General features: G+C 71.0%; 22 protein-coding genes. 9 read left to right on the plus strand and 13 right to left on the minus strand.

Going from position 1 to position 22265, the window contains the following annotated elements:
• Positions 1-778: serine hydrolase (locus tag H7I41_RS04590; RefSeq protein ID WP_264011386.1), on the plus strand; the 778-nt coding region annotated here is incomplete at its 5' end.
• Here H7I41_RS04590 and trmD read toward each other — a convergent pair.
• The 5 genes from trmD to H7I41_RS04615 form a co-directional block, all read right to left on the minus strand.
• Positions 775-1461: a tRNA (guanosine(37)-N1)-methyltransferase TrmD gene (gene trmD, locus H7I41_RS04595; protein ID WP_264011387.1), complete on the minus strand. Its 687-nt coding sequence runs from the start codon at positions 1459-1461 to the stop codon at positions 775-777. The two genes, H7I41_RS04590 and trmD, sit on opposite strands and share 4 nt — an antisense overlap.
• Positions 1462-1465: 4 nt before the next feature.
• Positions 1466-1984 (minus strand): ribosome maturation factor RimM, encoded by a 519-nt coding sequence (gene rimM / locus H7I41_RS04600; RefSeq protein ID WP_264011388.1) that lies wholly within the window; start codon positions 1982-1984, stop codon positions 1466-1468.
• A gap of 42 nt (positions 1985-2026) precedes the next feature.
• Complete coding sequence (locus tag H7I41_RS04605) at positions 2027-2266, minus strand: RNA-binding protein (RefSeq protein WP_264011389.1); 240 nt, start codon at positions 2264-2266, stop codon at positions 2027-2029.
• Between the two features lie 8 nt (positions 2267-2274).
• Complete coding sequence (gene rpsP / locus H7I41_RS04610; RefSeq protein WP_264011390.1) at positions 2275-2796, minus strand: 30S ribosomal protein S16; 522 nt, start codon at positions 2794-2796, stop codon at positions 2275-2277.
• A gap of 199 nt (positions 2797-2995) precedes the next feature.
• Positions 2996-3427: a nuclear transport factor 2 family protein gene (locus H7I41_RS04615; RefSeq protein WP_264011391.1), complete on the minus strand. Its 432-nt coding sequence runs from the start codon at positions 3425-3427 to the stop codon at positions 2996-2998.
• A 157-nt stretch (positions 3428-3584) separates the two neighbouring features.
• Between H7I41_RS04615 and H7I41_RS04620 the strand changes: the two genes are divergently transcribed.
• The 7 genes from H7I41_RS04620 (at position 3585) to H7I41_RS04650 (ending at position 9992) form a co-directional block, all read left to right on the plus strand.
• A complete protein-coding gene (locus H7I41_RS04620; RefSeq protein WP_264011392.1) occupies positions 3585-4544 on the plus strand; it encodes an ABC transporter substrate-binding protein in 960 nt (319 codons plus the stop codon).
• On the plus strand, positions 4523-5410 hold the full coding sequence (locus tag H7I41_RS04625) for an ABC transporter permease (protein ID WP_276008284.1): 888 nt from the start codon (positions 4523-4525) through the stop codon (positions 5408-5410). Before H7I41_RS04620 ends, H7I41_RS04625 begins: the two co-directional genes overlap by 22 nt.
• On the plus strand, positions 5407-6153 hold the full coding sequence (locus H7I41_RS04630; protein ID WP_264011394.1) for an ABC transporter ATP-binding protein: 747 nt from the start codon (positions 5407-5409) through the stop codon (positions 6151-6153). The genes H7I41_RS04625 and H7I41_RS04630 overlap by 4 nt, the downstream gene beginning before the upstream one ends.
• On the plus strand, positions 6128-7735 hold the full coding sequence (locus tag H7I41_RS04635) for an FAD-binding protein (RefSeq protein ID WP_264011395.1): 1608 nt from the start codon (positions 6128-6130) through the stop codon (positions 7733-7735). Before H7I41_RS04630 ends, H7I41_RS04635 begins: the two co-directional genes overlap by 26 nt.
• Positions 7732-8145 carry a 4Fe-4S dicluster domain-containing protein gene (locus tag H7I41_RS04640; protein ID WP_264011396.1) on the plus strand — a complete coding sequence of 138 codons (414 nt, stop codon included), beginning with the start codon at positions 7732-7734 and terminating at the stop codon, positions 8143-8145. Before H7I41_RS04635 ends, H7I41_RS04640 begins: the two co-directional genes overlap by 4 nt.
• Before the next feature lie 11 nt (positions 8146-8156).
• Positions 8157-9050 (plus strand): D-alanyl-D-alanine carboxypeptidase family protein, encoded by an 894-nt coding sequence (locus tag H7I41_RS04645; RefSeq protein WP_264011397.1) that lies wholly within the window; start codon positions 8157-8159, stop codon positions 9048-9050.
• Positions 9051-9176: 126 nt separating this feature from the next.
• Positions 9177-9992 carry a D-alanyl-D-alanine carboxypeptidase family protein gene (locus tag H7I41_RS04650; RefSeq protein ID WP_276008287.1) on the plus strand — a complete coding sequence of 272 codons (816 nt, stop codon included), beginning with the start codon at positions 9177-9179 and terminating at the stop codon, positions 9990-9992.
• A 79-nt stretch (positions 9993-10071) separates the two neighbouring features.
• Here the strand turns inward: H7I41_RS04650 and H7I41_RS04655 are convergent, their stop codons facing one another.
• The 7 genes from H7I41_RS04655 to ftsY form a co-directional block, all read right to left on the minus strand.
• The gene (locus H7I41_RS04655; protein ID WP_264011398.1) at positions 10072-11166 is read right to left on the minus strand and encodes an amidohydrolase family protein; all 1095 of its coding nucleotides are present in this window, start codon (positions 11164-11166) and stop codon (positions 10072-10074) included.
• Entirely contained in the window at positions 11163-12725 is a 1563-nt protein-coding gene (gene ffh / locus H7I41_RS04660) for a signal recognition particle protein (protein WP_264011399.1), read from the minus strand. The genes H7I41_RS04655 and ffh overlap by 4 nt, the downstream gene beginning before the upstream one ends.
• Positions 12726-12773: 48 nt before the next feature.
• Entirely contained in the window at positions 12774-14231 is a 1458-nt protein-coding gene (locus H7I41_RS04665) for an allophanate hydrolase-related protein (protein ID WP_264011400.1), read from the minus strand.
• A 45-nt stretch (positions 14232-14276) separates the two neighbouring features.
• Positions 14277-16775 carry a [protein-PII] uridylyltransferase gene (locus H7I41_RS04670; RefSeq protein ID WP_264011401.1) on the minus strand — a complete coding sequence of 833 codons (2499 nt, stop codon included), beginning with the start codon at positions 16773-16775 and terminating at the stop codon, positions 14277-14279.
• A 73-nt stretch (positions 16776-16848) separates the two neighbouring features.
• Positions 16849-17187 carry a P-II family nitrogen regulator gene (locus H7I41_RS04675; protein WP_003881099.1) on the minus strand — a complete coding sequence of 113 codons (339 nt, stop codon included), beginning with the start codon at positions 17185-17187 and terminating at the stop codon, positions 16849-16851.
• A 6-nt stretch (positions 17188-17193) separates the two neighbouring features.
• Positions 17194-18558: an ammonium transporter gene (locus H7I41_RS04680; RefSeq protein WP_276008289.1), complete on the minus strand. Its 1365-nt coding sequence runs from the start codon at positions 18556-18558 to the stop codon at positions 17194-17196.
• Positions 18559-18750: 192 nt separating this feature from the next.
• Positions 18751-20094, minus strand: a complete 1344-nt coding sequence (gene ftsY / locus H7I41_RS04685) for a signal recognition particle-docking protein FtsY (RefSeq protein ID WP_264011405.1) — start codon at positions 20092-20094, stop codon at positions 18751-18753.
• A gap of 61 nt (positions 20095-20155) precedes the next feature.
• Between ftsY and fni the strand changes: the two genes are divergently transcribed.
• The gene (fni, locus tag H7I41_RS04690) at positions 20156-21157 is read left to right on the plus strand and encodes a type 2 isopentenyl-diphosphate Delta-isomerase (protein WP_264011406.1); all 1002 of its coding nucleotides are present in this window, start codon (positions 20156-20158) and stop codon (positions 21155-21157) included.
• A gap of 12 nt (positions 21158-21169) precedes the next feature.
• On the opposite strand, the gene H7I41_RS04695 is transcribed toward fni, so the two are convergent.
• The coding region (locus H7I41_RS04695; protein WP_264011403.1) for an AAA family ATPase at positions 21170-22265 on the minus strand (1096 nt) is incomplete at its 5' end.

Genomic DNA, 22265 nt, shown 5'->3' on the forward strand with positions numbered 1-22265 from the left:
GCTGCCGATCGCGCCGCCCGACCAGCCTGCCGCCAGCTTCGACGGGCTGGCCGACCGGGCGCAGCAGGCCACCGCGGAGGCCGCCGGCGCCGGGGCCGACATCACCGCCCTGGTGCTCGACCGCAACACCGGCCTGACGGTGTCCAACGGCAACACCCGCGGCATCGCCATCGCATCGGTGGTCAAGCTCTTCATCGCCGACGAGATGCTGCGCAGCGACGCACCGCTCTCACCGGAGGACCGCACGCTGTTCGACGCCATGCTGCGCTCCTCCGACGACAGCGCCGCCGAGGTGTTCTGGAACCGCTACGGCGGGAGCTCGATCGTCACGAAGGTGGCCGCCCGCTACGGCCTGCGCGGCACCCGCCCACCGAGCAACGGCCTCTGGTACAACACCATCAGCACGGCCGCCGACCTGGTGCGCTTCTACGACATGCTGCTCTCCGGCGCAGGGGGGCTGCCTCCCGACAAGGCCGACATGATCGTCGGCGACCTGTTCTCGGCGGCGCCCACCGGACTCGACGGAACCCAGCCGGGCGGGACCTATCCCCAGCGCTTCGGTATCCCCGACGGGTTGCCGGGCGAGCGGGTCGGCTACAAGCAGGGCTGGATGTGCTGCGTCGGGTCGGACTGGATGCACCTGTCCACGGGCATCGTCGGTCAGGACCGGCGGTACGTGATGGTGGTGGGCTCGGACCAGCCCGCCGGCGCCGCGGAGGCCCGCGAGACGATCACCCAGTTCGTCCGGACGATGTTCCCGGGCGGCAGGATTTCCTAGGAGTCGCCGCCGAGCAGATCGGGCCTGCGGTCCCCGGTGCGCTGCACCGCCTGCTCCCGCCGCCACGCGGCGATCCTCGCGTGATCGCCCGACAGCAGCACCTCGGGCACCGTCAGGTCGCGCCAGGTCGGCGGCCGCGTGTAGCTGGGGCCCTCCAGCAGCCCGTCGGAGTGCGAGTCGTCCTGGTGCGACGCCGGGTTGCCGAGCACGTTGGGCAGCAACCGCACCACCGCCTCGACCATCACGACCGCCGCGGACTCGCCGCCGGTGAGCACGTAATCGCCGATCGACACCTCCTCGACCCGCATGCGCCTCGCGGCGTCGTCGGCCACCCGCTGGTCGATGCCCTCGTACCGGCCGCAGGCGAACACCAGGTGCCGTTCGGCCGTCCACCGCCGCGCCGTGGCCTGATCGAAGAGCCGGCCCGCCGGCGTCGGGACGACCAGAAGCGTGTCGGGCGTGCAGATCTCGTCGAGCGCATCGCCCCACACCGGCGCCTTCATCACCATGCCGGGGCCGCCGCCGTAGGGCGAGTCGTCCACCGACCGGTGCACGTCATGGGTCCAGCGCCGCAGGTCGTGTACGCCGAACTGGATGTGGCCGGCCTCGATCGCCCTGCCGGGCAACGACTCCCGCAGCGGATCGAGGAATCGCGGGAAGATCGTGATGACGTCTATCCGCATGCCGTCAGTTCATTTCCAGCAGGCCCTCGGGCGGGTCGATCTCGACGGAGCCGTCGGCCAGCGACACCGAGGTGACGATGGCGGCCACGAACGGGACCAGTACCTCCGCGCCGCCCGACCGGCGCACCGCGAGCAGTTCGCCGCCCGCGGTGTGCAGCACCTCGGTGACCGTGCCCACCTCGAGCCCCCCGACGGTGCGCACGGTCAGACCCTCGAGCTGGTGGTCGTAGTACTCGTCGGGCTCCTCGATCGGTGGCAGGTCCGCGGAATCGACGAGGAACACCGTGCCGCGCAGCGCGTCGGCGGCGGTACGGTCCGCCACGCCCTGCACCCGGACCAGCAGCCGCCCGCCGTGGGGGCGCACCGACTCGACCACGAACTCGCGTTCGGGGCCGGCCCTTGCGCGGCCACGCAGCCGGGCGCCGGCGACGAATCGGCCTTCCGGATCGTCGGTGCGGACGTCGACGACGAATTCGCCCGTCACGCCGTGCGCCTTGGCGACACGACCGACTACCAGGTCCATCGTGTTCCCCGAGTCGTTTCGGCCCTGCCCAGGGGCAGGGGACTACTGGTCGGTGTCCACCACGTCGACGCGGATGCCCCGGCCACCGATCCCGGCGACCAGGGTGCGCAGCGCCGTCGCGGTACGCCCGCCGCGCCCGATCACCTTGCCGAGATCGTCGGGATGGACGTGCACCTCGACGGTGCGGCCACGCCGGTTGGTCACCAGGTCGACCTGCACGTCATCGGGGTTGTCCACGATTCCGCGCACCAGATGCTCGACGGCGTCGACGACGACAGTCACGGCCGCGCTCAGCTCTCTGCGGCGTCAGCGCCGGTGGCGCCGGCGACGGTGGCGTCAGCGCCTTCGGCGGCGGGCTCGGACTTGTCGGCCGAACCGGACGGATCGGCGGTCGCCTCGATGTCGGAGGCGGCCTTCTTCGCGGGCGCCTTCTTCTTCTTCGGCTGGGTGGCCTCGGCGCCGGAGCCGCCGTCGGCCTCGGCCAGCGCAGCGTTGAACAGGTCGAGCTTGCTGGGCTTGGGCTCCTTGACCTTCAGGGTGCCCTCCGCGCCGGGCAGACCCTTGAACTTCTGCCAGTCGCCGGTGATCTTCAGCAGTGCCAGCACGGGTTCGGTGGGCTGGGCGCCGACGCCCAGCCAGTACTGCGCGCGCTCGGAGTCGATCTCGATGAGGCTCGGCTCTTCCTTCGGGTGGTACCGGCCGATGACCTCGATGGACCGGCCGTCGCGGCGGTTGCGCGCGTCGGCGACGGCGATGCGGTACTGGGGGTTGCGGATCTTGCCGAAACGAGCAAGTTTGATCTTGACAGCCATGTGTGGCGATTCTCCTGTGTCTGCCACGCTTGCAATTCAAGCGACGCGGGCGGGATGCCCGGTCCGGTTTTGCCTTGCGTGTGTGACCACCGGACAAGCACCCCCCGCGAGAAGCCGGAGGCTGATCGCACAGGGCGGGTCGCCCGGTAGACAGCCGCCTATTGTGCCAGAACGGACAGGTCAAGCGGAAATCGCGGCGTCACTGCTTGTCGAAGCACTTCACCTCGACGCGCCTGCTCATCCGCCAGCCGGCGTCGGCGCGGACGAACTCGTCCTCGTACCAGAGGCCGATCAGCATGGTGGTCGGCCGTTCGCCGGCGAACACCATCGGGTTGAAGCAGAACGTGCGGGCGGTCGCTCTGTCTTCTCCGAGGCCGCCGCCCAGCTTGATGGCCGGCAGCCCCAGCATGTGGGCGTAGCCGCTGAAGAACTTCGGCAGCACGTCGGCCAGCCAGGTCTTGATCTCCGGGTAGCGGCCGTCGATGCCACCGGTGGCCCGGTAGTCGATGTAGGCGTCGGGCACGAACACCTCGTCGAGCTCGTCGAACCGTCGCCGGTCGATCGCCTCGGAGTAGGTGATCAGCAACTGCTGGATCTCGAGCCGGTCCGAGATCTCCGCCTGCGACAACATGGCGTCATTCAACACGACCGCAGCGGCCGGTGATCTTGCGGTCAAGGTGATTCAAAGGATCGACCGAACCCCGCGATCGACGTGTACTACAGCAAGCCCTCAACGGGCCCCGCCGACGCCGCGTTCCCGCGCGTCACCTCACCTTCGGAGTTCTCCTGTGTTCAACCGTCTTTCACGCCTCGCCGCGGCATCAGCACTTCTCCTCGCGACGGTCGTCGCCTGCGCCAATGACGACGACGGCACCGGCTACACACTGCGCATCGGCGCGACCTCTCCCACCGGGACCCCCGCCGGGTCGCTGGGGTGGGGCGACAAGGAGGGCATCCTCTCCGAGCAGCTCACGGCCGCCGGCGTCGACAAGATCGAGTACTCGTTCTTCCAGTCCGGCAGCGATGTCGCCTCGGCGCTGTTCGCCGGCGCCGTCGACGTCGCCGCCATCGGGGACAACCCCGCCCTGCGCGCCCGCAGCAGAGACCCGAAAGTCGTGCTGCTGAGCCTAGATTCGATCAACGGTGACGCGTGGTTGGTGGGCGCCAAGGGCGGACCCACCGACATCGCGGGCTTGGTCGGCAAGTCGGTCACCGCACCGCAGGGCACCATCCGCGATCGGGCGGCCAAGCAGCTGATCGCCGCCGCCGGCCTCACCGGAAAAATCCAGGTCCGCGACGTGCCGACACCCGAATCCATCGCCGGGTTGAGCTCAGGCCAGATCGACGCCACCGTCGTGACCGGGGCCAGCGCGATCGAACTGGAGAACAAGGGCTTCCCCGTCATCGACAGTCTGTCGCGGCACGGCTTCGGCAGCACCGGCACCAACATCGCGCTCAACACCTTCACCGAGGCGCACCCCGAGTTCGCCGACGCCTGGCGCAAGGCCGTCACCGCGGTCAATGTCGACATCACCGAGAACTTCGACGCCTACCTCGCCTGGGTCGCCCAGACCGACGGAACACGGCTGGACTTCGTCAAGCAGGCGACGAAGAAAGACGAGTTCAACACCGAACCGTTCCCCGCCGAGGGCGTGGACCAGCTCGAGGCGGCCTACGAGTTCCTCAACGCCGACGGGTCACTGGAGAACGAGTACTCGGTGCGTGAATGGGCCGGGGCGAAGCAGTGACGGCCACGGTCGCGCCTGCACGCCCCGGCGCCCCGGCACCCGAGTTGATCGACGTCGTCGCCGGGCACCGCCGGCGGCGCGGCGTGTGGGCCAGGATCCCGCGCCCGGTGCGCCGCATGGTGAGCCCGGTGCTGATCCTGGCGGCGTGGACCATCGGGTCGACCACCGGTCTGCTCAACCCGGACCTGTTCCCCAATCCGGCACACGTCGCCAGCACCGCGTGGCGACTGCTGTCCGACGGCCAGCTCGCCCTGCACGTCGGGGTGTCGGCGACCCGGGTGCTCACCGGCACTGTGCTGGGCATCCTGTTCGGTGTGCTGCTGGCGGTGCTGGCGGGCCTCACCCGCACCGGTGAGGACCTGCTCGACTGGACGATGCAGATCCTCAAGGCCGTACCCAATTTCGCGCTCACCCCGCTGTTGATCATCTGGATGGGTATCGGTGAGGGCCCCAAGATCGTGCTCATCACCCTCGGCGTCGCGATCGCCATCTACATCAACACCTACGCGGGAATCCGCGGTGTGGACCAGCAGCTGGTCGAGATGGCCCAGACCCTCGAGGCGCGCAGGTCCACGCTGATCACCCAGGTCATCCTGCCCGGCGCGATGCCGAATTTCCTTGTCGGCCTTCGCCTCGGGCTGTCCAGCGCATGGCTGAGCCTGATCTTCGCCGAGATGATCAACACCACCGAGGGCATCGGCTTCCTGATGTCGCGCGCGCAGACCAATCTGCAGTTCGACGTCTCGCTGCTGGTGATCGTGATCTACGCGGTGGCGGGCCTGGCGTCCTACTCTCTGGTGCGGGTGCTGGAACGGCTCCTGTTGTCCTGGCGCAACGGGTTCACCGGTTTCGAGGGCACCGCATGAGCGCTCCGGTGGTGACCGTCCGGGGGCTGCGCCGCGCATTCGGCACACAGCGGGTGCTCGACGACCTCGACCTCGACATCGCCGAGGGCGAATTCGTCGCGATGCTGGGCCGTTCCGGCTCCGGCAAGAGCACCCTGCTGCGGATCCTGGCCGGTCTCGACCACCAGGTCACCGGATCGGTGGTGGCGCCGAAGTCGCGGGCCGTGGTGTTCCAGAACCCGCGGCTGCTGCCCTGGCGCCGGGCGCTGAAGAACGTCACCTTCGCGCTGACCGACCGCGGACCGGACGCGCCGAGCCGGACCGACCGCGGTCGCTCGGCACTGGCCGAGGTGGGCCTGACCGACAAGGCCGCTGCGTGGCCGCTGTCGCTGTCCGGCGGCGAGGCCCAGCGGGTCGCGCTGGCGCGCGCGCTCGTCCGGGAACCCGACCTGATGCTGCTCGACGAGCCGTTCGGGGCGCTCGACGCGCTCACCCGGATCAAGATGTACAAGCTGCTGCACGAACTGTGGGCGCGCAGGCGGATGGCGGTGCTGCACGTCACCCACGACGTCGACGAGGCGATCCTGCTCGCCGACCGGGTGGTGGTGCTCTCCGGTGGGCGGGTGTCGCTGAATCGCCCTGTCGGACTGCCCTTTCCGCGTACCCGGGGCGACGCCGGCTTCGCCGAGCTGCGCAGCGACCTGCTCGCCGAACTGGGAGTGCGCGAGGAGGTGGGCGATGACCGGCACAACGCCGTCCCCTGACGTCCACGACACCGACGTCCTCGTGCTCGGCGGCGGCCCCGCCGCCACCTGGGCGGCGATCTCGGCGGCCGAGAGCGGCAGCCGCGTCACGCTGGTGGACAAGGGCTACTGCGGAACGAGTGGGGCCACCGCGGCCGGGGGCAACAATCTGTGGCTGGTGCCGCCGGGGTCCCCACGCGACGACGCGGTCCGCCGCCATCAGGCCGTGGCCGGCGGCATCACCGATCAGGACTGGATGTCGCGGGTGCTCGCCACCTCATGGGAACGCATCGAACACCTCGCGCAGTGGGGCTATCCGTTCCCGGTGGGGCCCGACGGTGAACCGTTGCGCAGCAGCCTGCAGGGACCCGAGTACATGCGCCGGATGCGGCGCCGGACCCACCGCAGCGGCGTGCGGATCCTCGACCACCACCCGGCACAAGAGCTCACCACCGACCGCGACGGCGTCGTCGACGGCGCCGCGGGCATCGCGCGGCAGGACGGCGGACGGCCGTGGCGGATCCGTGCGGGCGCGGTGGTCATCGCCACCGGCGGCACCGCCTTCCTGTCCGGGACGTTCGGCACCAACGTCGACACCGGCGACGGTCTGCTGATGGCCGCCGAGCACGGCGCACACCTGTCCGGCATGGAGTTCAGCAGCGCCTATGCGCTGGCGCCGGAGTGGGGTGGGCACACCAAGGGCCGGATGCTGCAGTGGGGCAGCTTCTATGACGAGGACGGGCAACCGCTGGCCACGCGGCCGGGCCTGACCGGACGGCAGGATGCCCAATGGGCGCTGGCGCAGGGCAGGCGGGTGTTCGCCCGGCTCGACCGGGCCCCTGCCCACGTCCGGCAGACAATGCGCGACGCGCAGCCCAACTACTTCCTGCCCCTAGACAAGGCGGGCATCGACCCGTTCACGACGGCCTATCCGGTGCGGATGGTCTACGAGGGCAGCGTGCGCGGCACCGGCGGCCTGCGCATCACCGGGCCCGATTGTGCGACAACGGTTCCCGGCGTGTTCGCCGCCGGTGACGCCGCGACGCGCGAACTGGTCACCGGCGCGGTCAGCGGTGGCGGCAGCCGCAACGGGTCATGGGCGATCGCCTCCGGGACGTTCGCGGGGCGCGGCGCCGCCGAGTTCAGCAGGCGCCGCAGGGCCGCGCCGGCCGCAGCGACGCCCGGGTCCGTCCGCGGCGGCAGCGGTGCACCCACCGCCGATGAGGTGGTGCGCGCGGTGCAGTCGCACATCCTGCCGCCGCTGCGCAGCTACCTGAAGTCCGCGGACCGGCTCCGCGAGTCGGCGGCGGCGCTGGAGACGCTGTGGCGCGACGTGTCCGGCGGCCTGGCGCCGCTGCCCGACCGAGAGGGTTACAAGGCGCGGCAGGCCGTCGCGCTGGTGGCGACCGCCCGCTGGATCACCGCGGCGTCACTGGTGCGGCAGGAGACCCGCGGCCTGCACCGCCGCGAAGACCTCCCCGACACCTCGCCGGCGTTTTCGCACCGCATCCTCGTCGGCGGTCTCGACGAGGTGTGGACGGCCATCGATCCGGTCGCGCCGCGATACGCGGCCGACCCGGTGGCGGCGGGGGCCTGCGCGTGATCGAGATCGTCAGCGCGCAGGCGTGCATCGCCTGCGACATCTGCATCAAGGTCTGCCCCACCGACGTCTTCGACCGCGGGCCGGACGGGGTGCCGACGATCGCCCGTCAGGGCGACTGCCAGACCTGCTTCATGTGCGAGGCGTACTGCCCCACCGACGCCCTCTACGTGTCCCCCGCGGCGACGCCCGTCGGGGCGGACAGCCCGCACGCCGACGAAGACGCGGTCGCCCGGTCCGGCCTGCTCGGCGGGTACCGGCGGATGGTCGGCTGGGGTCAGGGCCGGGAGGCGGGTGCGCGCAGGGACAGGAACCCGCTGCTGTCGGCGGTGCCGCCGCTGCCGGAGTCCGCGCTGCCCGTCCCGGCGCCCGTCTGCGACCGGATGTGGAATCACCCGCAACCGTCGGGTTAGGCTCACCGCCCATGGGGAGGCTGTTGGCGGCCGTGACGGCCGCGCTGTGTCTGTTCGCATCGGGCGCGACGACGACCACGGTGACGGCCTCGGCCGTGCCCGCGGTGGGCGTCAGCCAGCCGACGGGTTCGCTGCCCATCCCCGACGGACCCGCCCAGGCCTGGGTGGTGGCCGACATGGACACCGGCCGCGTGCTCGCCGGCCGCGAGCAGAACACCCGCTACGCCCCCGCCAGCACCATCAAGGTGCTGCTGGCGCAGGTGGTGCTCGACGAAGTGCCACTGGACTCGACGATCGTCGCCGACGAGGCCGACACCAGGGTCGAGTGCAACTGCGCCGGCGTGCAGCCCGGTCACGTCTACACCGCCCGTCAGCTGCTGGAGGCGCTGCTGCTGGTCTCCGGGAACGACGCGGCCAACACGCTGGCCCGGATGCTCGGTGGCGCCGACGCCGCAGTCGCGAAGATGAACGCCAAGGCGGCGTCGCTCGGTGCGCACGGCACCAACGCGGTCACCCCGTCCGGACTGGACGGCCCCGGCATGCCGTTCTGGTCGACGCCGCACGACCTCGCGGTCATTTTCCGGGCGGCGATGGCCTACCCGGTGTTCGCACAGATCACGGCGATGCCGTCGACGGTGTTCTTCACCAAGGCCGGCGACGCCGTGCTGGTCAACCAGGACGAACTGCTGCACCGCTACCCCGGTGCGATCGGCGGCAAGACCGGCTTCACCGACATCGCGCGCAAGACCTTCGTGGGCGCCGCGCAGCGCGACGGCCGCAGGCTGGTGGTCGCGATGATGTACGGACTCGTCAAAGAGGGCGGGCCGACGTACTGGGATCAGGCCGCGGCCCTGCTGGATTGGGGTTTCGCGCTCAACCGCGACGCCGGAGTCGGCGCGCTGTAACCACCGGCCGGTGTCCTCACACCTGTCGACACCGAGCTGCAATGGCTTCGAGACGGATTCGATGCGGCGGCAACACTACGCTCGGCGGCCGTGGCCACGTCGCGCGAGCGTTCCTGGGCGCGCACGCTGGTAGCGGCGCTCGCCGTCCCGATACTGGCGGTGGTGCCCGTCCCCGTCGCTGCTGCGGATCCCGTCGGGGTGGCGCCCGCGGGCGCGGTGTCGCTGCCCGAAGGCCCGGCACAGTCGTGGCTGCTCGCCGATCTGGACTCCGGGCGGGTACTGGCCGGCCGCAACCCTCATGAGCCGCATGCGCCGGCCAGCACCATCAAGATCCTGCTGGCCACGGTGGTGCTCGACCATCTGCGGCCGGACAACTTCGCCCGCGCCAACCAGTCGCACACCCAGGTCGAATGTTCTTGTGTCGGACTGAAACCCGGTCAGCCGTACACCACCCGCCAGTTGCTCGAGGCGCTGTTGATGGTGTCGGGCAACGATGCGGCGAACATGCTGGCGGACATGCTCGGCGGCCAGCGGGTCGCGGTGGCGGCGATGAACCGCAAGGCCGCGAGTGTCGGTGCGCGCAGCACCAGGGCGTCGTCGCCGTCGGGACTCGACGGTCCGGGATGGGAATCGATCACCACCGCGCACGATCTCGCGTTGATCACCCGGGCGGCGCTGCGCTATCCGCTGATCGCCCACATCATGCGGCAGCCGTCGGCGCAGTTCCCCGGCAAGACGATCACCAACCAGAACGAACTGCTCAGCCGCTACCCCGGCGACCTCGGCGGCAAGACCGGCTTCACGAATCTCGCCCGCAAGACCTACGTCGGCGCCGCACAGCGGGGCAACCGTCGCCTGGTGGTGGTGCAGATGTACGGCAGCGGGGATCTCTACGGGCAGGCGATCGGCCTGTTCGACTGGGGCTTCGCGCAGGCGGCGTAGTCCCCACCTGCGTTGGCTCTGCGCTCAGGGCGCGAAAGTGCGAGTGGAGTGCGCCGTGGATGCAGAGTCAACGCGAAAGTCAGAAGGCGCGGCCGCGCAGGATGACGAGGTCGGGGCTGTTCAGCACCGCGGCGCCGGAGCGCGGATCGGTGGAGTAGCAGACCAGGTCGGCCGACTCACCCGCGACCAGACCGGGCCTGCCCAGCCATTCACGAGCCGCCCAGCTCGCCGCGCCGAGCGCGTCGGTGGGGCTCATGCCGATCCGCTTGAGCGCGTCCACCTCGTCGGCGATGCGCCCGTGGGCGATCATCCCTCCGGCGTCGGTGCCCGCGTAGATCCGCACGCCCGCCTCACGGGCCGCGCCCACCCGCTGGTCGCACTTGGCGTGCAGATCCCGCATGTGCGCGGCGTAGGTCGGGTACTTGCCCGCGGCGTCGGCGATGCCGGGGAAGTTCTCGATGTTGATCAGCGTCGGCACCAGCGCGGTGTTGTGCTCCACCATCAACTCGATGATGTCGTCGGTGACCCCGGTGCCGTGCTCTATGCAGTCGATGCCGGCCTTGATCAGCCCCGGCAGGGCGTCCTCACCGAACACGTGCGCGGTGACGCGGGCGCCCTCGGCGTGCGCCGCGCCGATGGCCGCGACCAGCACCTCGTCGGACCACAGCGGCGCCAGGTCGCCGACGGACCGGTCGATCCAGTCGCCGACCAGTTTTACCCAGCCGTCGCCGAAGCGGGCCTGCGCCGCCACCGCGTCGGGCAGCTGCGACTCGTCCTCGATGTCGATCGGCAGGCCGGGGATGTAGCGCTTCGGCTTCGCCAGGTGCCGTCCCGCACGGATGATGCGGGGCAGGTCAGCGCGGTCGTCGAGGCTGCGGGTGTCCACCGGTGAACCGCAGTCGCGCAGCAGCAGTGCGCCGGTGTCACGCTCGGTCTCGGCCTGGGCGATCGTCTCGTCGGCGTCGACGGCGCCGCCGGGACCCAGCCCCACATGGCAGTGCGCGTCGACCAGCCCGGGCAGGATCCAGCCCTGCGCGCCGTCGGCGCCGAACACCGTCTCCGCGCCCGGGACGGGGTCGGCGCTCAGCACACCGTCGACGATCCACCACTCGACCGGCTGCCCGTCCGGGAGTCCGCGGCCCCTGACGTGCAGGCGCGTGGATTCCGCGGTCAATTCTTCGGGAACTTCAGCTTGGACAGGTCGATGTCGGCGAGGCCGGGCGGCAGCTCGTCCAATCCCTTCGGCATGTTCGACAGGTCGGGGAATCCGGCGGGCATGCCGGGCATCCCGGCGCCCAGCGGGTTGCGCACCTTGGGCTGGGTGGGCCCGCGGCCGCCCTTCTTGCCCTTCTTCTTGGTGTTCTTGCCGCCCTTGCGGTTGTTGGCCTTGCGCGCGAACGGCATGCCCATCTGGCCGGCCATCTGCGACATCATCTTGCGGGCGTCGAAGAACCGGTCGACGAGCTGGTTGACCTCGCCGACGGACACCCCGGACCCGTTGGCGATGCGCAGCCGGCGGGAGCCGTTGATGATCTTCGGATCGGCCCGTTCGGCGGGTGTCATGCCGCGAATGATCGCCTGCACGCGGTCCAGTTGGCTGTCGTCGACCGCGGCCAGCGCGTCCTTCATCTGTCCCGCGCCCGGCAGCATGCCCAGCAGGTTGCCGATCGGCCCCATCTTCCGGATCGCCAGCATCTGCTCGAGGAAGTCCTCCAGCGTGAGCTCACCGCTGCCGATCTTGGCGGCGGCCGCCTCGGCCTGCTCGGCGTCGAAGTGCTGCTCGGCGGCCTCGATCAGGCTGAGCACGTCGCCCATGCCGAGGATGCGGCTGGCCATCCGGTCGGGGTGGAAGACGTCGAAGTCCTCGAGCTTCTCGCCGCTGGACGCGAAGAGGATCGGCACGCCGGTCACCTCGCGCACCGACAGCGCGGCGCCACCGCGGGCGTCGCCGTCGAGCTTGGTGAGCACCACGCCGGTGAATCCGACGCCCTCGCGGAACGCCTCGGCGGTGGCGACCGCGTCCTGGCCGATCATGGCGTCCAGGACGAACAGCACCTCGTCCGGGTCGACCGCACTGCGGATCGCCGCCGCCTGCCCCATCAGCTCGTCGTCGATGCCCAGCCGGCCGGCGGTGTCGACGACGACCACGTCGTAGTGCTTGGCCCTCGCCTCGGCCAGGCCGGCTGCCGCGACGGCCACCGGGTCGGCCGTGCCCTTGACCTCGGGCGCGCCGGGGGCGGTGCCGGGGTGCGGTGCGAACACCTGCACACCGGCGCGTTCGCCGACGATCTGCAGCTGGTTGACCGCGCCCGGCCGCTGCAGGTCGCAGGCCACCAGCAGTGGCGTATGCCCCTGTCCGCGTAGCCATTTCGCGAGCTTGCCGGCGAGTGTGGTCTTACCGGAGCCCTGCAGGCCGGCGAGCATGATCACGGTCGGCGGGGTCTTGGCGAATCTCAGCTGGCGGGTCTCGCCGCCGAGGATGCCGATCAGCTCCTCGTTGACGATCTTGACGACCTGCTGGGCCGGGTTCAGGGCGGCCGAGACCTCCGCGCCCTTGGCCCGCTCCTTGATGCGCGCCACGAAGGCCCGCACCACGGGCAGCGAGACGTCCGCCTCCAGCAGGGCCAGCCGGATCTCCCGGGTGGTGGCGTCGATGTCGGCGTCGGTGAGCCGCCCTTTGCCGCGCAGGCCCTGCAGGGCGCCGGTCAACCGGTCGGACAGGGATTCAAACACGACGTCCAGCCTAACCGGGTCGTGAGGGTCTCAGCAGAGCGGTTGCGCTCAGCCGACCGCCCCCTGGGCCAGCGCCGCGGTCCAACTGCCGTAGCCGCTGAGGTCGGTGCCCGCCGCGGCGGCCTCGCCGTCGCAGCCGAACCCCGTGCGCCAGGTGCCGTCGGCCATCTCGACCTTGCCCAGCTGCATCGGCGCGGGAAGGGCCGCGAGGAACGCCCCGAGCGCGCCGGTCGACAGCAGCCATCGGTGTCCGGTCAGCGCCGAGCCAGGTGTGCCGTCGCGCACCCGGGTGACGGCGGGCTTCGGGGGCGCGGTGTCCAGGGCGGTCATCCGGTAGCGCGGCGCGGTGGCGATCTCCCCGGCGAAGCGCGCGCCTCGGTCGGTGAGTTGATGCGCCAGCGGGCCGCCGCGCAGATGGGCGCCGAACACCACCAGCTCCACGCAGTGCAGGGCAGCCAGGGGCCACACGTCGACGGGCGCCGAGCCGCCGGTCAGCATCGCCGCGACGTCGAGGGCGACGGCATCCTCGAACGCCCGGGCCAGCACGGTCACCCCGAACTGCGCGTCGCCCGCGGTGCCTGCCGGGACCGCAACACCACACATGTCGAACACGTCGCAGAATTGGGTGAAGGTCCGCATCGCGGCGTCGACGCCCACCGGGTTGGCGGCCGCCTCGTCGATCCGGGGGTGCGTCGGCGCCGTCGGCACCAGCAGGACGTCCCCGCCCTCGAGCGCCGACAGTGCCACCCGTCGGAGCCTGAAGACCTCGGCGCGGTCGCGGTTCACCTCGCGTGCGGTTCTGTCGCGGGAACCGGTGACGGGGGCGGCCAGCGCACCCGCGGCGAGGAACGGGCCGACGTCGATTTCGACGATCGCGCCGCCCGCATCCGACAGCGTTCCGACGGCACGCGCGAACGCCTCGCGCCACGTCGGATCCAGCGCAGGCAGATCGCGCGGGACGGCGACCACCGGGTTCGGTGGCGCGGCCAGCCGGGTGTCCGCAGGCCAGCGGCGATCACCGGGTTCGGCGGCCAGCACCGCCATCGCACGGTCGGCGAGCGCGATTCCGGACGCGAGGAGTGAAACGCGGGGCTCGTGGGCCGGCACCACGCCCTCGGTGCTGATGACGCCACTGGTCGGCGTGATCGCCACGATGCCCTGCAGCGCGGCCGGCATCCGGCCGGATTCCGCCGCACCGCTGACGATCGCGATGTCGGCCTCATCCGCGGCGACGGCCACTGCCGCGCCGGAACCCGCACCGCCGGTGGCGAACTGGTCCATGTTCGTCTTGCCCACCACGACCGCGCCCGCGGCGCGCAGTGCTGCCACCGGGGCCGCGTCCCGGTCGGGTAGGTACGCGAACTCGGGGCATGCCGCCGTGGTGGGCAGGCCCGCCACATCCACGTCGTCCATGACCGCCAGCCGGATCCCCGCCAGCGGCCCGCGGCCCGCGGCCAGTTCGGAGGCCACGTCGCGGTCCGGCCGCCTGCTGATCCACACCGTCATCTGTGCCTCCGGGTAGCCGGCCGCGGGTTGCGCATGGCCGTCGGCCTAACTGGCCTCGGACACCTTCTTGGCCGGCGGCGGCGTGGGCAGCACTCCGTAGAGGTCGTGTTCGAGTTCCTCGCGCACCCGCTGCGCCCCTGCCCCCTCGTCGACGGCCATGGCGGGCACGACGATGCAGAACGCGTCGACCACCGACGAGCCCAGCGTGGTGACCTTCGCCCACGCGATGTCCACGCCGTCGCGCTCGAACACCGCGGTCAGCCGCGCCAGCAAGCCGGCGCGGTCGGTGCTGCGGATCTGCACGATCAGCTCGCCCGCGGTGGCTCCGTCGGACCACAGCACCCGCGGCGGGGCGGGCACCTGGTTGCCCGGCACCGCGGCCACCACCTCACCCGCCCGCGCGGTGCCGTGCTGCGCCGCCTCGCGGTCCCGCTTGTCCAGCGACGCCAGCACGTCCAGATCGCCGTCGAGGGCCAGAATGAACTGCTGGCGCAGGAGTTCGGCCGCCGGCGGCGTCCCGAAGTGCGGTGACACCACGAAGGTGTTGATGGCCGAGCCCGCATGACTGTTGACCGACGCCGAGTGCACCCGCAGCGAGTTCAGTGCCAGCACGCCGGCCGCCTTGGACAGCAGGCCGCGGCGGTCCGGCGCGATCATGGTGACGTGGTAGATGTGCGGGCTGTCCCCCGCCGTCATCTCGACATGCACGCCGACCTCGCTGGCCAGCTGAAGGTGGTGCGGGTCAACGGGATCCGGCTTGGGCAGTGGCTCGCCGGCCATCACCAGCCGGCACCGCCGGACCAGGTCGCCGATCAGCGACGCCTTCCAGTCACCCCACACGCCGGGACCGGTGGCCAGCGAGTCCGCCTCCGCCAGCACGTGCAGCAGTTCGAGGACCACCAGGTCGCCGCCCAGCTTGTCCACCACGACGTCGATGGTCTTCGGGTCCTGCAGGTCGCGGCGGGTCGCGGTGTCGGGCAGCAGCAGGTGGTAGCGCACCATCGTGGACAGCACGTCGATGTCGCTGGGCCACAACCCGAGTCGCGTGCCGATCTGATTGGCCAGTTCGGCGCCGATCACGCTGTGGTCACCGCCGCGGCCCTTGCCGATGTCATGGCACAGCGCACCGAGCAGCAGCAGGTCCGGGCGAGACACCCGGGTGGTGAAGGCGCTCGCGCGCGACACCGTCTCCACGAGGTGACGGTCGACCGTCCAGATGTGCACGACGTCGCGCGGCGGGAGGTCGCGCACCGCGCCCCATTCGGGGAACAGCCGCCCCCACAGCCCCGTCCGGTCGAGCGCCTCGATGGTCGCGACCGCGCTCGGGCCGGCCGCCAGCATCACCAGCAGGTCCTTGAGCGCCTGGCCGGGCCACGGCGTGCGCAGCTCCGGCGCGTTCAGCGCGAGCCGGCTCAAGGTCGACACCGCCATCGGCAGCCCGGTGGTGGCCGACGCCGCGGCGACCCGCAGGATCAGTCCGGGGTCGCGTTCCGGGCGCGCGTCGCGGGCCAGGATCACCTCGCCGGCGTACTCGATGACGCCCTCGTCGAGCGGCCGTCGCACGGGCCGGCGCAGCGCCGCGAAACCCCGCTTCGGCAGTGCATTGGCGGCGGTGCGCACGCCGGCGTCGACGTAGTAGCTGACAGTGCGCGCCGCGTCGGAAAGCATGCGGGCCAGGTCGAACCGGTCGCCGATCCGCAGGGCAGCGCCGATCTCGTCGGCGTGCTGGGCCAGCAGCGTCTCGCGGCCGCGCCCGGAGACCCGGTGCAGTTCGGTGCGCACGTTGAGCAGCGCCATGTGCGCCTCACCCAGCGAGCCGGTGGGCGAGGCCAGCGACCGGCTCGGGTAGACGTCGGCCAGCTGCGCGATCGCCAGCGCGTTGAGGAGCTGGACGTCTCGCAGGCCGCCGCGGCCGGACTTGAGGTCGGGCTCGGCGCGGTGCGCGATCTGTCCGCTGCGCTGCCACCGTGCCCTGGTGTGCTCGACGAGTTCGCCGAACCGGGGCGCGATGCCGGTGCGCCACTGCCTGCGAGCACCGCCGATGAGCAGCGACGACAGGTCGGCATCGCCGGCGATGTGCCGGGCGTCGAGCATGGCCAGGCCCGCGGAGATGTCCTCGCCGGCCACCTTCAGCGCCTCGGGCACCGTGCGCACGCTGTGGTCGATCCGGATGTTGGCGTCCCACAACGGGTACCACAACAGCTCGGCGACCTGGCCGACCACGTCGGCGGGCATGTTGTCGTGCAGCAGCATCAGGTCGAGGTCGGAGTACGGCAGCAGTTCACCACGTCCCAGCCCGCCCGTCGCCACGATGGCGAAACCGCTGGTGGCGGTGATCCCGATCTCGGTGGCCTTGGTGCTGAGCCAGAACTCGTGCAGGTCGAGCAGCGCGTCGCGCAGTGCGACGGTGTCCAACGGGCGTGTGCCACCGGCGATCAGCTGCGCCGACGCGCTGACGAGGTCCGTCGCCGGTCGGGACGAGCCCGCCGCCGGAGCCACCCAACGAGGGGCTCCGGCGGCGGAATCTGATGTCTGATCGGTCATTTCGAGTGTCCTCCCGGCCCAGCTAGTTCAACGCTCACGGTGCTCGGCCGGGAGACGACGACTCGATCGGTCTCTAGAGGGCGTCGGCGCCCCGCTCACCGGTGCGCACCCGCACCACGGTGTCCACGGGACTCACCCACACCTTGCCGTCACCGATCTTGCCGGTACGCGCCGCCTGCACGATGACGTCGACGACCTTGTCGACCGCGGAGTCGTCGACCACGACCTCGACACGTACCTTCGGCACGAAGTCGACGGAGTACTCGGCACCGCGGTAGACCTCGGTGTGACCCTTCTGACGGCCGTACCCCTGCACCTCGCTGACGGTCATCCCGAGGATGCCCGTCTGCTCCAGGCCGGTCTTGACGTCTTCCAGCGTGAACGGCTTGACGATCGCAGTAATCAGCTTCATGTTTCCCTATCCCTCCACGCCGGGGTGGCGACCCAGAGTCGAGCCCGCTCCGACTGTCGCGAAGTCGTAGCCGGTCTCGGCATGCTCGGCCTCGTCCGGTCCAGTCGATTCATCTTCCTCGCTGAGCCGCAGGCCCACGGTGAACTTGACTATCAGAGCCAAGATAGCGGTAGCGATTCCGCTGTAGACCAGAACCGCCCCTGCACCGACCGCCTGGCGCCACAACTGGTCGACGCCTCCGCCGTAGAACAGGCCTGCGACACCGGCACCGGTCTCCGGGGCGGCGACCAGCCCGATCAGCAGCGTGCCGACCAGACCACCGACCAGGTGGACACCCACCACGTCGAGCGAGTCGTCGTAGCCCAGTTTGTATTTCAGGCCCACCGCCAGGGCGCACAGCACGCCTGCGACCGCTCCGATGACCAGCGCGCCGAGCACGTTGACCGACGAGCAGGACGGTGTGATCGCCACCAGGCCGGCGACGATGCCCGACGCCGCACCCAGCGAGGTGGCCTTGCCGTCGCGGATCCGCTCGGTGAGCAGCCAGGCCAGCATGGCCATCGCGGTGGCCACCGTGGTGGTGACGAAGGTGGAGCCGGCGAGGCCGCCTGCAGCGGTCGCAGAACCGGCGTTGAAGCCGTACCAGCCGAACCACAGCAGCCCGGCGCCCAGCATCACGAACGGCAGGTTGTGCGGCCGCATCGGCGTGCCCGGCCATCCCCTGCGCTTGCCGAGGATGACCGCCAGCACCAGACCGGCGATACCGGCGTTGATGTGAACGGCTGTGCCACCGGCGAAGTCGATGGCGGCCAGCTTGTTGGCGATCCAGCCGCCGGTCTCGGCGGTGCCGCCGTCGAAGGAGAACACCCAGTGCGCGACGGGGAAGTACACCACCGTCACCCACAGCGCGACGAACACCAGCCAGCCGCTGAACTTGATGCGATCGGCCACCGCGCCGGAGATCAGCGCGACGGTGATGATCGCGAACATCAGCTGGAAGGCCACGAACACCGTCGCCGGGAAGGTGAACACCAGCGGGATGTTGACCACCTCGGCGGCCTCGATGCCCGCACCCGGGTCCTCGACCACAGCCTCCGCGGCATTGCCGCCGATGAGGCCCTTGAGTCCGAAGAACTGCGTCGGGTCGCCGAACAGATTGCCCACGTCGTTGCCGAAAGCAAGCGAGTACCCGTACAGCACCCAGAGCACGGTCACGACGCCCATCGCACTGACGCTCATCATGATCATGTTGAGGACGCTCTTGGCGCGGACCATGCCGCCGTAGAAGAACGCCAGACCGGGGGTCATCAGGAGCACCATGGCAGCGCTTATCAACATCCACGCCGTATCGCCGGTGTCCGGTATACCCATCGTCGGGAATTGGTCCACTCGCAGTTTCCTCCTTCGACATGCCACGGCCGCAAGGATTCACAACCGTTGACCTGGTCCAAGACAATGCGCAGTGGTTGTTTCCGCGAAGACGCAGGGGTGTTTCGCTCGTGTGAACGGATGGGCGGTCGACGTTTCGGCGGTGTTACTTCGTGGACTTTCGTGCTTCCCGCGTCAGCCGAGCAGCGCGTCGACGAAGGCCCCTGGCTCGAACGGCGCCAGGTCGTCGGGACCCTCGCCGAGGCCGACGAGCTTGACCGGCACGCCGAGTTCCTGCTGCACGCGGAACACGATCCCGCCCTTGGCGGTGCCGTCGAGTTTGGTCAGCACCACCCCGGTGATGTTGACCACCTCGGCGAACACCCGGGCCTGCGGCAGGCTGTTCTGCCCGATGGTGGCGTCGAGGACGAGAAGCACCTCGTCGACGGAGGCCCGCTTCTCGACCACCCGCTTGACCTTGCCGAGCTCGTCCATCAGCCCGGTCTTGGTGTGCAGCCGGCCCGCGGTGTCGATCACCACGACGTCGGCGCCGGTAGCGATGCCCTTGTCGACGGCGTCGAACGCCACCGACGCCGGATCGGCGTTCTCGGGCCCGCGCACCACGTCGGCGCCCACTCGCGACGCCCAGGTCTGCAGCTGGTCGGCCGCGGCGGCCCGGAACGTGTCGGCGGCGCCGAGCACCACCCGGCGCCCGTCGGCCACCAGCACGCGGGCCAGCTTGCCGACCGTGGTGGTCTTGCCGGTGCCGTTGACGCCGACGACGAGCAGCACCGACGGCTTGTCCGCATGCGGCAGCGCCCGGATCGACCGGTCGAGGCCGGGCTGCAGTTCGGCGATCAGCACGTCGCGCAGCACCGCGCGGGCGTCGGCCTCGGAGCGGACGTTGGCGGCGGCCATCCGGGTGCGCAGCGCGGCGACCACCGACTCGGTGACGACCGGGCCGAGGTCCGCGATCAGCAGCGTGTCCTCGACGGCCTCCCAGGAGTCCTCGTCGAGGTCCCCGCCGCCCAGCAGGCCGAGCATGCTGCGGCCGAGTGCGTTCTGCGACTTCGCCAGCCGTCCCCGCAACCGGTCGAGCCTGCCGTCGGCGGGTGCGATGACGTCGAGCACCGGTTCGGGTTCAGCGGCCGGTTCCGGCTCGGTCGCGGGCGCCTCGGCGGGCTCGACGACGGGCTCGGGCTCGGTGACGGTTTCGGGCTCCGGCAGCCGCACATCGGCGATCGGGCGCTTCGGGGCGTCGCGCGGCACCGTCGCGTCGTCGCCGACGGCGGGCAGTCCGCTGGTGTCGATCCGCCCGGGCGGCGCCTTCGGCGGGGCGGGCGGTGCGGGCGGCGCTGACGATTGTGTGAACGTGATGCCCGATGAGGCGGTGTATCCGCCGGACCGGTCCAACGGTGTGGCAGTGTCGGGTGCGGCCAGGCTGATCCGTCTCCGCCGGTATCGGACGAGGCCGACGACGAGCGCAGTGACGAGCAGAACGGCGATGACCGCGATTGCGATCCACACTCCGAGTGGCACACCTTGGGTCACCCCGTCATTGTGTCAGGGTGGCCGGCCGTTGAATTCCGACCCCGGGGGCATGGAGACCCGCAAGCGCCGCCACATCGACGTCTGCCTGGACGGCGACGTCGAGTATCACGGCGTCACCACTGGGTTCGAGCGCTACCGGCTGCCCTACAACGCGCTGACCCAGACCAGCCTCGGCCGGATCGACCTGTCCTGCGAATTCCTCGGCAAGACGCTGGCCGCCCCGGTGCTGATCGGGGCGATGACGGGCGGCGCCGAACTGTCGGGCACCATCAACCGCAATCTCGCCACCGCCGCGCACCGCCTCGGCGTCGGGATGATGCTGGGCTCGCAGCGGATCATGTTCGACAACGACGCGGCCGCCGACAGCTTCGCGGTGCGCGATGTCGCCCCGGACGCACTGCTGATCGGCAACGTCGGCCTGGCGCAGCTGACCGCGGACGTGGTCCCCGCCCTGCACCGGGTGCTGGACCGGGTGGGCGCCGACGCACTGGCCGTGCACACCAACCCGTTGCAGGAGGCGATGCAACACGAGGGCGACACCGACTTCTCCGGTTCACTCGCCCGGCTGCGCGAGGTCACCGGCAGCCTGGGCTACCCGGTGCTGCTCAAGGAGGTGGGCCACGGCATCGGCGCGGCCGCGGCGGCCGAGCTGGTGGACTGCCGGCTCGCCGCGGTGGACGTGGCAGGCGCCGGCGGCACCTCGTGGGCGCGCGTCGAGCAGCTGGTGCGCTACGGCGAGATCCGCCACCCCGCCCTCGGCGACTGGGGCATCCCGACCGCCCGGGCGCTGCTCGAGGTGCGCCGCACGCTGCCCGACGTGCCGGTCGTCGCCTCCGGAGGCATCCGCACCGGGATGGACGCGGCCAAGGCGCTGGCGATGGGCGCCGACGTGGTGGCCGTCGCGCGCCCGCTGCTGAAACCGGCCATCGACTCCGCAGACGCCGCGACGGACTGGCTGCGCCGCTTCATCGACGAGCTGCGGATCTGCCTGCACGGCTGCGGCGCGGCAACCCTGACCTCGCTGCGCCGCCGGGGCGTCGAAGAGGTCTAGCGGCGACCGCTCTCAGGTCGAGGCGCCGGCCGTCACTTCCTGGCCGCGCATGCGCTGGCTGATCACCTGGGTGATGCCGTCACCCTGCATGGTGACGCCGTAGAGCGCGTCGGCGATCTCCATGGTCGGCTTCTGGTGGGTGATGACGATCAGCTGCGAGCCCTCCCGGAGCTGCTCGAAGAGGCCGAGCAGGCGGCGCAGGTTGACGTCGTCGAGCGCGGCCTCGACCTCGTCCATGATGTAGAACGGCGACGGACGCGCCCGGAAGATCGCCACCAGCATCGCCACCGCGGTCAGCGACTTCTCCCCGCCGGACAGCAGCGACAGCCGCTTGACCTTCTTGCCCGGCGGGCGCGCCTCCACCTCGATACCGGTGGTCAGCATGTCCTCCGGATTGGTCAGCAGCAGCCTGCCCTCGCCGCCGGGGAACAGCGACGCGAAGACCTGCGTGAACTCCCGCTCCACGTCGTAGTAGGCCTCGGCGAACACCCGCAGGATGCGGTCGTCGACGTCGGCGATGACGTCCAGCAGGTCCTTGCGGGCCGCCTTGACGTCCTCGAGCTGGGTGGACAGGAAGTTGTAGCGCTCCTCCAGCGCGGCGAACTCCTCGAGCGCCAGCGGGTTCACCCGGCCGAGTTCGGCGAGTTCGCGTTCGGCCCGTTTGGCGCGCCGCTCCTGGGTGGGCCGGTCGTAGGGCATCGGGGCGGGCGCGGTCACCTGTTCCCCGCGTTCCCGGGCCTGTTCGAACTCCGCCATCTCCAGCTCCGTCGGCGGCAGCGGCACCTGCGGTCCGTACTCGGCGACGAGGTCCGCGGGCGACATCCCGAACTGCTCGAGCACCTGTGACTCCAGCTGCTCGATGCGCAGTGCCGCTTGAGCTTTGGCGACTTCGTCGCGGTGCAGGGCGTCGGTGAGCGAGCTGATCCTCGCGCTCAGCCTGGTGACCTCCTCGCGCGCCTGCGCCAGCCCCGCAGCCCGGATCTGACGCTGGGCGGCCAGCGCGTCGCGGTTGCGCGAGGCCACTCCGACCACCGCGGTCAACCGCTGCGCGACGAGGCGGCCGGACTCCGCGACGGCGGCGCCCACCGTCGCCGCGTGCTCGCGAGCC

Origin of the sequence: [Mycobacterium] manitobense, from assembly GCF_025821665.1 — a bacterium.
GTDB classification, from domain to species: Bacteria; Actinomycetota; Actinomycetes; order Mycobacteriales; family Mycobacteriaceae; genus Mycobacterium; species Mycobacterium arseniciresistens.